Origin of the sequence: Pseudoalteromonas sp. KG3 (assembly GCF_030436385.1) — a bacterium.
Classification (GTDB): Bacteria; Pseudomonadota; Gammaproteobacteria; order Enterobacterales; family Alteromonadaceae; genus Pseudoalteromonas; species Pseudoalteromonas prydzensis.
In genome coordinates, this window is record NZ_CP098523.1 from 3,517,987 (window position 1) to 3,530,960 (window position 12,974).

At 37.6% G+C, this 12,974-nt stretch carries 13 protein-coding genes; 11 read left to right on the top strand and 2 right to left on the bottom strand.

Going from position 1 to position 12,974, the window contains the following annotated elements; genetic code table 11:
• Positions 1-76 precede the first annotated feature (76 nt).
• The 6 genes from NDQ71_RS16510 (at position 77) to NDQ71_RS16535 (ending at position 6,757) form a co-directional block, all read left to right on the top strand.
• A complete protein-coding gene (locus tag NDQ71_RS16510; protein WP_301561866.1) occupies positions 77-1,939 on the top strand; it encodes a hypothetical protein in 1,863 nt (620 codons plus the stop codon).
• A gap of 71 nt (positions 1,940-2,010) precedes the next feature.
• Entirely contained in the window at positions 2,011-3,825 is a 1,815-nt protein-coding gene (locus NDQ71_RS16515) for a S8 family serine peptidase (RefSeq protein WP_301561867.1), read from the top strand.
• A 195-nt stretch (positions 3,826-4,020) separates the two neighbouring features.
• Positions 4,021-4,491 carry a hypothetical protein gene (locus NDQ71_RS16520; protein WP_301561868.1) on the top strand — a complete coding sequence of 157 codons (471 nt, stop codon included), beginning with the start codon at positions 4,021-4,023 and terminating at the stop codon, positions 4,489-4,491.
• Between the two features lie 68 nt (positions 4,492-4,559).
• Positions 4,560-4,910 (top strand): IS66 family insertion sequence element accessory protein TnpB, encoded by a 351-nt coding sequence (locus NDQ71_RS16525; RefSeq protein WP_301561869.1) that lies wholly within the window; start codon positions 4,560-4,562, stop codon positions 4,908-4,910.
• Positions 4,819-5,661 (top strand): hypothetical protein, encoded by an 843-nt coding sequence (locus tag NDQ71_RS16530; RefSeq protein ID WP_301561870.1) that lies wholly within the window; start codon positions 4,819-4,821, stop codon positions 5,659-5,661. The genes NDQ71_RS16525 and NDQ71_RS16530 overlap by 92 nt, the downstream gene beginning before the upstream one ends.
• A gap of 10 nt (positions 5,662-5,671) precedes the next feature.
• Positions 5,672-6,757 carry a DUF4785 domain-containing protein gene (locus NDQ71_RS16535; RefSeq protein WP_301561871.1) on the top strand — a complete coding sequence of 362 codons (1,086 nt, stop codon included), beginning with the start codon at positions 5,672-5,674 and terminating at the stop codon, positions 6,755-6,757.
• A 55-nt stretch (positions 6,758-6,812) separates the two neighbouring features.
• Here NDQ71_RS16535 and NDQ71_RS16540 read toward each other — a convergent pair whose 3' ends face one another.
• Entirely contained in the window at positions 6,813-7,193 is a 381-nt protein-coding gene (locus NDQ71_RS16540; RefSeq protein WP_064665711.1) for a hypothetical protein, read from the bottom strand.
• 289 nt (positions 7,194-7,482) lie between these two features.
• Between NDQ71_RS16540 and NDQ71_RS16545 the strand changes: the two genes are divergently transcribed.
• The 4 genes from NDQ71_RS16545 (at position 7,483) to NDQ71_RS16560 (ending at position 11,125) form a co-directional block, all read left to right on the top strand.
• Positions 7,483-8,514, top strand: a complete 1,032-nt coding sequence (locus NDQ71_RS16545) for a metal-dependent hydrolase (protein WP_192542698.1) — start codon at positions 7,483-7,485, stop codon at positions 8,512-8,514.
• Positions 8,515-8,675: 161 nt separating this feature from the next.
• On the top strand, positions 8,676-9,263 hold the full coding sequence (locus NDQ71_RS16550; RefSeq protein WP_064665925.1) for an ACP phosphodiesterase: 588 nt from the start codon (positions 8,676-8,678) through the stop codon (positions 9,261-9,263).
• 256 nt (positions 9,264-9,519) lie between these two features.
• A complete protein-coding gene (locus NDQ71_RS16555) occupies positions 9,520-9,825 on the top strand; it encodes a hypothetical protein (protein ID WP_064665713.1) in 306 nt (101 codons plus the stop codon).
• The gene (locus NDQ71_RS16560; RefSeq protein ID WP_192542697.1) at positions 9,815-11,125 is read left to right on the top strand and encodes a type II toxin-antitoxin system HipA family toxin; all 1,311 of its coding nucleotides are present in this window, start codon (positions 9,815-9,817) and stop codon (positions 11,123-11,125) included. Before NDQ71_RS16555 ends, NDQ71_RS16560 begins: the two co-directional genes overlap by 11 nt.
• A gap of 18 nt (positions 11,126-11,143) precedes the next feature.
• On the opposite strand, the gene NDQ71_RS16565 is transcribed toward NDQ71_RS16560, so the two are convergent.
• Entirely contained in the window at positions 11,144-11,452 is a 309-nt protein-coding gene (locus NDQ71_RS16565; RefSeq protein WP_064665715.1) for a hypothetical protein, read from the bottom strand.
• 220 nt (positions 11,453-11,672) lie between these two features.
• Between NDQ71_RS16565 and NDQ71_RS16570 the strand changes: the two genes are divergently transcribed.
• Positions 11,673-12,896 carry a cytochrome C gene (locus tag NDQ71_RS16570; RefSeq protein WP_192542696.1) on the top strand — a complete coding sequence of 408 codons (1,224 nt, stop codon included), beginning with the start codon at positions 11,673-11,675 and terminating at the stop codon, positions 12,894-12,896.
• The last annotated feature ends 78 nt before the right edge of the window (positions 12,897-12,974 follow it).

Genomic DNA, 12,974 nt, shown 5'->3' on the forward strand with positions numbered 1-12,974 from the left:
GATGAACTCGGGGCGATTCACTGTATTAAAAATGCCTGGGCACATATAAATCGCAGAAAAACAAGGAAAGAAAATAATGAAAAAATTAAAAAGTGCATTAGTGTTAGCATTAACCTTAACACTTACAGCGTGTGGTGGCGGGGGTTCTGATGGCAATAATAGCGCCCCCACATTGACAATCGTAGACACGACAGAGTTGGATGAACTTACTACAAAAAACTTATCATTTTCTACAGAAGATAAAGACGGTGATACCGTATCCGTTTCCGTCTCATCCACAAGTGAATATTTATCCGCACGTATTAGTGATTCACAATTGGTTTTAAACGCGAACAACGTTCCTAAAGAAGAAATTGCTATTTTAGAATTCGTGGCGACTGATGGAAAATTATCGACTACAAAAACTATCTCAGTAAAAATTGTTGATGTACTTGTTTTAGACGTTTCTAAAACAGTCTCATTGAATGAGTATCAAAGTGTGGAATTGGATGTAACATTAACTGAGGGCCTTACACCTAAAGTTACATCATCAAATACAGAAATATTATTAGCAAAATATGAAAATAACAAAATTATATTAAACGCTTTTGATGTTACAGAAGATATTGAAGTAAGTGTTTTGGTAGAACTGGAAGATTCTAGTAACCGACATGAATCAGAAACAATCAATGTGACCGTTTTAAATAACCCTGATATTACAGATGTTGATTTAAGTATCAATATTGAAAAAGAGAAAGATGAAGATGATCGCGTAATTATATATAGCGGAGTTGATGAATACTTAAATATTGAGTTGTTTTCAACTGACGAAGAAGATAAATTAACATGGTCTTTAGAATCTTATAGTGCTAACAATGAGCTTGATAAAGATTATTTAGAAACTGTTGAAAAAGAAGGTGATTTACTTAAAATTTCAGTTAAGTATTTTGACTACACTAAAAGCAGACTTGATTTTAATATTACTTTACGCGTTTCAAGCGGCAGGCAGTTCTCAGAAGAAACATTTAATGTAAGAGTATTAGATATTAATAATAAGGTAGCTAAAATTTCATTTAATGAAAGTCAGACATATAATAATTTTGGTATTGTAGAAGAAGGTAAAATCACTACTTTTGATCTAAATATTCTTGATGACTTTCCTGAAAATGTTAAATTGATACCTGAAACAGTTTATGTATACCAGAATAATGCTGATATAACACATAAAATTGATGTAGAAAATAACACAATTACTATTAATCCAAATTCAGCTGTTGTTGGTGATCAATATGGCATTCTTATTTTTTATAATGATATTGGTTATAGATCTTCATTTAATTTAAACTTTATGGTATCTCACGTTATTGATGAAGAAAGAAAAGACATCTTAGATTTATCAGAACATTTTTATAAAAAAATTGCATCACTAAGAGAATATCAATATCTAGCAGAATTTTATGCTGAACTTTTAGAAAATGAAAATTTACTACCTAATTATTTTGTTGAAAAAGTTATTATTGGCTCTAAAACAGATGATAGTGGTTATTATTTTTCAGCAATTGATATTGCTGATTATATGAGCAGATGTGCATTGTTTGGTGAGAAAAATTATTCAGATCCTGATAATTGTATTGTTTATATTGATAGTTATGTAGAATCTATAGAAAGCTATATAGAATCTGCTGCTAGAACATATACTTTAAAAGCTTATGATTATGTTAATTCATTATCGACATTACCAAGTAATACTTTGCCAAAATTTGAATTTGAAGATTCTTTATATTTATATGATACAGAAAACAATCTTTATAGTAGATTTAATGGAAATCAAAAATATGGTGAATTTATTGATGGTGAGTTTGTTTTTTCAGAAGAGTATGAATTTTTAAAAGCTATTGTTGAAAAGTCAGCTAAACAAGCTTTTAATGTTTATGACTACAATTATAATAAAAACAAGTAAATATATTAAAACATAGTAGGTAATGACTAATACGGCCTATTCTTGATAATTATTTTAGGATAATAAACTCAATGAAAACATTAAAAATAACAATGACTTTAATAGCGTTGACATTATCAACACACGCCATTGCATCATTAGATGAAAATACATATAAATTTGATGTTATGGAAAAAGAGCCAGTAAGATTGATTGTAAAGTTTAAAGATCAGTCAATTCATAATGCTTTTCTTTTAAATCCACAAAAAGAATTAATGCTGAAAAAAGAAGCAGAAATTAAAAACACCAGTGTTTCAAATTTGAAAGAGCGTTATAATTTAAGTAATTCAGGAAATTACTCTCAAGGCTTTGAAAAACTAGAAGTTTTAAGTAATAAAAACAACTTAAAATTTTCACATCTTAATTCATTGGCTTTAAATAGTGATGTTGTTACTGTAGAAGGTTCTGATGTAGATGCTGAGACATTGGCAAAACAACTAATGAAAACAGGTGATTTTCAATATGTTTATGTTGACCATATTGTAAAAAAACAATTCAATGATCCTTTATATCCAAAACAAGTGCATTTTTTAAAGAATAAAGAATATAACTTGTCAGGCCAAGATTATAAAGGTATGCGTGAAATGACTGTTAATAATTTAGGCAGAAAAATTCGTGTTGGCGTTGTTGATTCAGGTTATGCAGCACATGAGGATATTGATCCTTTAAATGAAGGTTATGATTTTTTGGTAGATGAAAATTCAAGCTATTTAAATCCTGAAACAATGGATGATGATCCAACAGATGAAACTGAGTTGGTTGATGGTTCTTTTTGTCATGATGGTCATGGATTAAGTGTTGCAGGTTTAATTGGAGCAAAATCTAATAATGGTTTAGGTGTTGCTGGCGTTGTTAACTCAGAAGATTTAGAACTTGTTTATGCAAGAGTCTTGAATTGTAAAGGCTCTGGTAGATCATCAGGAACATTAAATGCTGTAGCTTGGCTATCAGGTTATGATGTACCTAATGTTCCAAGCATTTCTGAACCAGTTGATATTATTAATTTATCATTAGGTGGTAAATCAATTGCTGGTTGTAACGATTATGAACAAGGTATTTACACAAATGCAATGAATAACGGTGTTGTTGTTGTTGTTTCTGCTGGTAATGACAAAACCGATGCTGCAATGTATGCACCAGCGTCTTGTGATGATGTTATTACAGTAGGTGCAACGGATAATCAAGGTGACTTATCACAATACTCTAATTATGGTGAACATGTTGATGTTTTAGCTGAAGGTACAAATGTTGATATGTTATCAACAACAAAATATGGGAATGAATCACTTTATTTTGTAGGTTCAGGCACATCTATGTCATCACCAAATATTGCAGGTGGTGTTGCTAACTTAATTCTTACTTATGGTAAGCAAAAGCCTTATAAAATTAAAGGAATTCTTAAATCTAATGGTTATGATTATTATAAAAATTATTTATGTTCAACTTTAGGTTGTGGTGCTGGTCTTGTTAATATGCTTGATGTTATGAAATCATTGTCAACGTTGCCAAACATTGAAAAATATACGAAAAAGCATCGTTATGAAGGTTATGAAAGTGCTGAACAGTTAACTTGGTTAGCCTCTATGGATAAATACACTGATGTTTGTAATTCAGTAAAATATACATGGGGCGGCTTAGGCGCAAATCATGAAGGTATTACTTATAAGCTTTATAAAGAAGATCAAGAAGGTTCTATGATTTATGAAGAAACTTTAGAGTTTCCTCAAAAAATATATACGCTTGATGAAAGTGCAGTTGTAGGCGTTCAAGCTTGTGATTCTTATGGTTGTGGTAATATCAAGCGCATGATCGGCAAGATTAAAAAACCAAGCTATTGCGAAGTTTAAATAGTTAATACTTTAAAGAAAGCCAACATCTAGATGTTAGCTTTCTTTGTTTTAAAGGTAATGACATCGCTTCGCTCTGATCACGGGGTTTTCTCGACAACTTTAGATAAAAGCTTTCATTAATTATTTCATTGCGTTATAAAATGGAGTGCATAAGGAAAATAACCAGTACTTAATTAAAAATGGAATGCCGTAATGTCTTATGAAAAATTTGTAAGTGAATTCTTCCAAGGTAAAAAAGTAACTTACCGAGAGCAGCACTTACCTTATGATCAATTATGTAGTGAAGACAGACTCATTCCAATCATTCTAACGTTGCTCAGTTGGTCGTTTAAAGGCACTATACTCGAAAATAAAATAGTGACCTTTGATCTTATAAAAAAAGAGGATTCATTACTTGGGCTTACGGTTGAAAATGTTATTTTTCATAATATGCCTTGCATCAACTATCTATTTACCCACTTTTCTTTTTATGAAGCCATTACGACCGCGCTAACAGATGAGAGTGTGTGTATCACTCAATTTACTCATACCCATCGGTTTGAGAACACACAGATACAAGAAGGCGACAAAGTAGACATAAAAACGGCTATCCATCATATTTTTGATGCAAGTTATACAACGAATATTCCCCTAGAGATTATTTATAAAACCGTAAGCGTCTAGCAAAGTGCACCTGTCAGTAACTAGTTAAAATGATTAAGCTATTTCTGAATTTCAATTAGGAGATAGTCATGAGAAAAATGCGTAGCCTTGAACAGTGGCGCAGTATTATCGAAGAACAACAAGCCAGTGATTTAACTATTACTGAGTTTTGCCTGCAACATGCCTTATCAAAAACAAGCTTTTATGCGGCACGAAGTAAGCTTACTGCTGCATCTGGTAGTTTTGTTCGCGCAAAAGTCACTAAACACGTTGACCCCACTGAACAGCAACAGCCGATCATTCTTGCTATCGGTAACGTGAAAGTCAGCTTGCCATCCACAATGATTGATGCCGGCTTTAGCGCTGGCGGCGGGCTTGAGTCAAGGCGCTTTTGCTGCGCAAGGAGTCGCTTTTGTACACGGTACTGGCGAGCAAAGTGATGCATATAATGATTATTGGACGGGCAGTTTTGTCGATACTGTGCGCCAGGGATTACCTAATACCAATAACTACACGGTTATTAATTGTGATTTTGAGCAATACATGTGGGCTGACGGCGCTGTTGGTTGCTTAGCTGATCAACTCACTACATTTATCAACAATAAAAATATTACTGAGTTAACACTGATCACGCCTTCTAACGGCGGCAATGTTGTGCGTTGGATTTTGTCTAACCCAACATGGGATGGCCGTTTTCCTAATATTATTAATAAAGTGACGCGCACAATTGCACTGGCTCCTTCTAGTGGTGGTACGCCGCTTGCTGATGCGGTGGTTGCTGGGAATTCCTTTGAGCAAAGCTTGGGCTGGTTACTTGGCTATGGTAGTGATGCGGTGAAACAGCAGCAGGTGTCTTGGATGGCATCGTATAATGCGCAGTGGCTCAACGGCACACCGAATCGGCCAAGTTTACCCTCTCTTTTTGAAACCGTTGTAGGTAGTGACGTTGAATCAGCCGTTTGGGACAACGATAGCTACTGCGGCGGATATCAAAATCAAGTGGCACTTGAAGTCACGCAAAATTGGTTAAACAGCTGTTCAGATGGCTTTTTAAATTGCAGCTCTCAATCGTTAGCAGGTGTGGTGTGGTTTACAGATAAATCACGAACTGAAGGTAGTGAACCTTTAAGCCACCAGCAAAGTCGCCGTAACTGCTTTGGTCTGCCAGACATGCTTAAAAATCGAATTTAGGAGCCAAACAATGATTAAAAAATTAACCCAAATAGCTGCTGCGATGATGCTTGTAAGCACAGCGGCGAATGCGAATGAGCAAACGGTGTATCAATTTCCCGAGGTGCAGTCTGCGTCAGTTTCGCAGCTGCAAACACTTGAAAAAGACAGTGTAGAATATTGGCAACATGTTTCAGGAAAAGAGTTAAAACGCGGCGTGCCAGTATTTGTTAATCAAGCTGATAACTTTATTCGTATCGCGCCGAAAGCGCGCTTTGACAGCGGTGAAGTGTTTAAGCCTCATGGTTTACAATTAGATAAGTTATCGGTGCGCGATACGAATTTTAAACAGCTGCCAATGCAGGCCATAGCGGCGCGTGAGCAAATGCAAAATGCGGGATTTAGTGATGGTAGTGTTGGGCTTAAGTTAGGCCAAATTAACGGTAGGGCGATTTTAAAAACAAGCCAGGCTCTTAATGACAATGACACCTATTTAGTGCACGTCATTGAAAAAGGCTCGCGTAATGCCTTGCATGCTAAAAGCCAGTTTAAATTAAAACAGCACCAACAACGCTTGGCCATGCAGCTCAGCATGGGGCAAAAGCGCTTTAAAGATAACGATGTTCAACTAACGTTATTGGCACCTGATGGCGAGCAACTCGATGTAGGCTATGAAAACGGTGAGGCGGTATTTACTTACCCGCTCGAAACCATAGGTGCAGCGAAAGGGTATTATGAACTTGAGGCAAATGTTAAAACGAAAATAAATGGGCAGATTGTAAAGCGCTCTATAAAAATGCCTTTTGTGCATAGTTCGCAAACCATCACTATGGATAATGCCAAAATTGCGTATTTAGGAAACAACCAATACCAAGCACAGGTACCGGTACAAGTGACTGACTATGGCCGCTACGCTATTCGCGCAACACTGACTGGAAAGGGCACTAAAGGACAGCGGGTAAAATTGGCTACGGTAGAAGTTGCCAAGCAGATAGATAATCAAGACCAATTTATGATGCCATTTTCTGTAACAAAAGCAGCCAAAGCGCCATTTGAGCTGATGGATATAGAGCTCACAGACCAAACGCGAATGTTAAAGTTTGCCCAAGGGCAATAATATTCTGTGGCGATAATTTATGGGGTCAGTGTTGCACTTTGTCTGACCCTAAAAACTAATTTTCTTGCGCCTCAGTCCCGAGTAGGGCATCAATATAAGCGAGCTCTTCGCTAAAAACACCACTAAAAAATGCATGTTGTTCAATCATTAAAGCGTCATTAGGTTGGGCTTGGTAATCTTGTTGGCACCTGACAAGTTCGCTTGATATCCATTGGCATACGTCGGTTGCTGTGCTGATTGCTGTTTTTAAAAAAGATGACCATTTTATTTTTTGTAAATTAAAGCGGTAAAGCGTGACGGCGATATGGCTATATGCTTGTTGCTCAGATGAGGGCGTGTTATCACTATTTATTGTGTAACTATTTAGCAGCTTACTGCTGATAAGCGCTTGTTGCAGTGCGACTTGTTGTGATTTACTTAGAAAAGTCGTTGTCATAACGTGATTGTGGCCTCTATCCGCTGGATTAAACGTGGCATTTAAATTGAAAGCTAGGCTAGGCAAGGCGTTGGATGACTCATGCAATAGCGAAGAAATGCAGCAACAGTGATAGCAAATCAGGCCTGACTCTTTACTGAATTAGTAAAATACAATTGTAATTGGGTAGGTAAACTTAGCTTGATGTTGAGTTGCTAATTTGTTCTAAACTAAACACTCATAGCGATCGACTGTTACATTGAGGCCGTACTATCTAGCTAGTACTTACATAGTTTCAAAGGGGTTTTCATTGGATTCACTCACACAGGTTGTGCTTGGTAGTGCCGTTGCTTATTCAATATTAGGCAATAAGCTTGGCCGAAAATCGCTATTGGTTGGCGCGGCGTTTGGTACGTTACCTGACTTAGATGTGCTGATTAATTTTGGTGGCAATGTTGAGAACTTTGTTCAGCACCGTAGCTTTAGCCATTCTATTCTTGTGCAACTATTAATTAGCCCTTTGTTTGCATGGCTTTTACTTAAAATGAATTGGGCTAAAGGGGTGTCGTTAACGCGCTGGTGTATTGCTATATTTTTGATTTTGAGTACCCACGCCTTACTTGATAGTTTTACTGTTTATGGCACACAGTTACTGTGGCCGCTTTCGACATACCCGTTCGGTATTTCGAGTATATTTATAATTGACCCCACGTACACTCTGCCACTTATAGTCTCGTGTATTGGGCTTTGTTTTGTGCGTGCTAAGAGTCAAGCCCAACGCATAAATACCTGCGCGTTAATTATCAGTTCGCTTTATTTAACGTGGGGCTTGGCGGCAAAATGGCATATCAGCGAGAAGATTCATCAGGCGCTAAATAACCAGAACATTACATTTAAACACTTTGAAAGTATGCCGACCCCTTTTAACACCATGCTTTGGCGAGCGGTAGCCGTGACCGATCAAGGGCATTATGAGATTTATGCCTCTGTGTTTGATGACGTTACAAACGTTGATATGCAATTTTACCCCAGCGAAAACGCGCTGCTAGAGAAGCTTGGTGGTGCAAAGCAGATAACTTTACTGCAAAACTTCACTAAGGGGCTTTATGGCGTGTATCAACAAGACGAAAAAGTGATTATGAGTGATTTACGAATGGGTCAAGAGGGCTATTACGTATTCTCGTTTGTGGTCGCAGAGTTTAAAAATAAACAGCTGATAGCAGGGCAGTATCAACAACTTAGCAATCGATTTCCGCGCGATAAACTCGGGCTTATTTTTGCCCGCATCACTGATCCAAATATCGATTTATCAAATACTGTGGCAGCATCCCCATCTCGCTAAAATAGGTTTCGAGGTTATGCCTTATATTTGCTTAAACGTTACATAGGCATCAGGAAAAAATTAAACTCAAGATTAGTGTCGGTATTCGAGGATTATTTTCTAAGTATTTCGCCTAAAGTTGCGTTATGATTTTATTTGCATTAACCGCAGCAAGGAATACTTTGAATTATTTAGCTCATCTTTATTTAGCAAAACCCACTGCCGACTCACATTTTGGGAATTTACTGGGAGATTTTGGTGGCCAACGGCAGTTAACACAGATCCCCGCAACCGTTAAAAATGCGCTAGATAATCATTACTTAGTCGACAAGTTTACGGATTCACACTTACTCGTAAAAGAGGCTAAACAGTATTTTTCATCACAGCGGAAGCGTTTTGCTGGGGTGGCGGTTGATGTGCTATTTGATCACTTCTTAATTAAGCATTGGCACACCTTTAATCATCAACCACTCACTGATTTTAAGCAAACCAGTTATGGGCTTTTGGGTAAACGTATACCTGTTATGCCAGCGCGAATGCAGCGTGTAGTTACCAGCATGACAGAAAACGATTGGTTTAAAGAGTACGAAACTGTTGAAGGGGTAGGATTGGCGCTTGATAATATTGCTGCGCGGATTCGTTTTACTAACACCTTTACTGGCGCTGCGGAAGATATTACTCGTCATTACACTGAATTAGATGCTATTTTTTTAGCATTCTTCCCTGAGTTAATTAAGCATGTGAATCAACAAGGTCTTGAAGGCATTTAACTGGCTGTGCTTTGTACAGGTTTAAAGTCTTGATTTATTATTCTTAGTTTATTTTAATGAACTTTGCTGGGGTTAAGTTTTAATTTGCGTACTTTAACATTGGTAAAGTATGTTTAGTTTTGTTTAGTGTACTTTCCTGTTTTTTAAGTTTACTTTGTTGTACTTTTTTGTTGATAATTGCTTTTTTGTTCACTATAGTAAACTTAATTTTGTTTAAGTTCTTTTTTATGAACTATTAATTTAAGGTTAGAAGATAGTGAGTAATTTATACGCTCTAAAGCAACAGCTTTTAATGCTTTTGCAAGAAGTTGAACGATTAGAGTCTTCATATGCCAACTTAGATGAAGCTTTTCCTTTGTCTGAAATTAAAGCGCGCGTTAATCAATATTGTAAAGATAATAGCATCACGGTAGATATCTTTTGCGAACTTGCCGCAATCAGCAAAGCGACTCTCTATAAAGCATATAGCAGTCCTGGTTCAGCTAAGCGCTCAACTATTGAGTCTATCCTTAGTGTGTTAGGGGATTACCAATTACTGGTAGGACGATGTAATGGAAATTAACCGCAGAGCAACGGTATTTATAAATAATATCAGAGCGGGTGATCTGATTGAATATAGGGATGAAAGTCTGTCCGGTAAAGAAGAGTACACTTTTATTTATGACGAAAATTATTTAACAAAAGGTGCGCCAATTGGGCATCACTTTCCACTAAGAAGTGAGCCGTTTTACTTTGATATTCTTCCTCCATTTTTTACTAATTTGTTATCTGAGGGATGGCTGCGTCAACATCAAGCAGATAAATCTAGGCTAGATAAAAATGATGAATTTGGTTTGCTGTGCGCTAATGGCAAGGAGTTAATTGGTGCTGTTGCTATTGTTGCAGGTAAAGTATCAAACTTAACGGATCGTCAGTCGATAGACGTTCCCATTCCTGATTCTAAAACGCTTAATCAGCGGGAAGTAACTATTGTTGGCTCACCCGCTAATTTTAATGACTATGCAGTTGATCATGCTAATGGGCAGTCGATATCAGGTGTACAGCGTAAGTTACTTATGAAATTAGAAGGTAATAAGCTTATACCTACAGTATCAGGTGGACAATACATTGTTAAACCAGCACCTGAAGCTGCGCCTTTTTTACCAGAAAACGAATTTTTTATTATGCAATTGGCTAAAAAAATAGGCTTTGATGTAGCTGACTGCGGACTCATTCCATTTGAGTCTGGGGAGCTTGCTTATATAACTAAACGCTTTGATGTAATCGACAAGCAGCAGCGCTACTTAATTGAAGATGGGGCATCGTTGTGCCAAGTTCATCCAAAGCACAAAGATAGCGATGCGTTGAGTTACGAGAACGTGCTAATTAAGTTGACTCGTTGCGCAGGTAATAGCAAAGCCGTTACGCTAAAACTGTTTTTACACGTTGTATTTAGCCATATAGTCGGTAACAACGATTTGCATTTAAAGAACTTTTCAATGCAAAGAAAGCCAAATAAAAACAATAACATTATGGACTTAGTTACGCCCATGTATGATATGTTGAGTTTGGCACCTTATCCAGTATTCGATAGAGCGTGTTTTATGTCTTTTGGCGTTCTTGCTATTGAAGAAGGGGAAGAAGGCGATTTTAGCGACGCGTATAATATCTTTGGCTTTTATACTAAAGAGGATTTCGTTCAACTTGGTGTTAATATTGGTCTGCCTAAATCTATGGTAGAAAAACAGTTACAAGCGCTGAAAGTTAAAGTGCTTAAGGTTATTGATGGTGGCTTTCGCACACAGCTCCCTGATCACATATACGATGTTATTATCAAACGCATTCGCGAGCGTTGTCGTACATTAGAGCTTACTCTCCCATAACTGTTTATTTGTTACATTTTAATCATCGGGCCCTTTGAGGGTAAATACCAAATGTTTGCGCATGTCTTTTAAAATCACGCCTTTTTTAAGCATTGCACCACTTAAACGTTTTTGCCATTTTAGTAGCTCAGGTTCTGCTGCCGCTAACGCTTGTTCATCCTCAAACTGAAAGCACATGAGCAGTGAGCCCGGAAATAAGTGGTATTCCACATCAAACCAACATTGCAGCATGCCGGGTATTTCTGCGCGGCCTTGTTCTTCTATTTTATCAGCAACATTAAGGACTAATGCCTGTTGTTTTATTTGCACGGCAGAGAGTTTTTTCATCGTAGTGATCCAAGTTAGAGGCTAAAAAGGTAGCTTTAAAGGTGGATTATAACTGAGCTTTTAAACTGACAACAGTATGATCAGGCTTGCGTAGTAAATGATGTTCAGGTGTGGCAATAAGTTGTTATTAGTGACAGCTATTATCGCTTTTTATGCAAAAATCGCGTTGATGATAGCTGTTTATACCCTATGCTTTAAATAATAAAAGCATGGGGGCGTTATGGATAAAGAGCACAATAGATATATAGTCGCAATGATCTTGCTGGGTGCAGCTACTGCACCTTTATCAGTGATGAGTAAAGAGCCTAGCCAATTAGTGGAGCAGCTTTGTTCTAGCTGCCATAGCCTAAACAATATAGAGCACAGAGCTGGTTACAGTAAAGCGCACTGGCAGACGTTAATGAGCTATATGATTGATACCAGCGCTAATAGTCAATTAACTGAGGAGTTAAGCGCGTATTTGGCAAATAATTATTCGGTAAACGCTAAGCGTGAGTCAAAGGTTGTATCTGGTGATATAAAGCTGCAGTTTAAATACTGGCAAGTGCCCACACTTGGGCAACGTGCGCGGGATCCCGTACAGGGTGAAAACGGTATTATCTGGTGGGTTGGCCAATGGGGGAATATCCTCGGTAGGTTAAACCCAAAAACGGGTGATATGAAAGAGTACACATTGCCCAGCGGTACGTATGCACACAGTGTCTCACTTGATAAAAACCAGACCCCTTGGTTTTTAGGCAATAAAAATGGCACCGTTGGCTACTTAGATTTAGCAACGGAGCAGTTTAAAGTTTATAAAATGCCAGATAACAAAGCCCGCGACCCACATACCGGTGTGTTTGATGATGCTGGGACGTTTTGGTTTACCCTACAACACAGTAATATGATTGGTAAACTCAATCCTCACAGCGATGATATTAAATTAGTTACTTTGCCAACCGCGGGCTCGCGGCCTTACGGTATCAAGCTTGATTCAAACGGTACTCCTTGGGTGTCGTGCAATGGCAGTAATTGTTTGATTAAGGTCGATAAAAGCTCTATGAAACTGACCGAAATTAAACTACCTGGCGCGAATACTCATACCCGCCGACTTGCCATAACGCCGGATGATATGGTTTTTTATGTTAATTCAGGCCTGGGTAAACTAGGTCGCTATAACCCAAAAACGGCTAAAATAACTCAGTGGGATAATCCCAGTGGCGAAGATAGTCACCCGTATGCTATTGAGTATGCAGATAATGCAATTTGGTTTAACGAGTCAGCCAAGCGCCCTGAAACCTTAGTCAGGTTCGACCTTGCAACTGAAACCATGCAAAGTTGGCAAATACCCAGTAAAGAGGGCGTTTATTCAGGCTTAATAAGGCATATGCGAATGGGGAATAATGGGCTTATTATTCATCAAACAGCAACCAATCAGTTAGCTGAGATTACCTGGAGCAAATAATTTACGATATAGCTGCCAACCTACATGTAGACTCCTTTTGCTGTTCAGCTTTTGGGGCTAACTCTGTTTAATAATTAA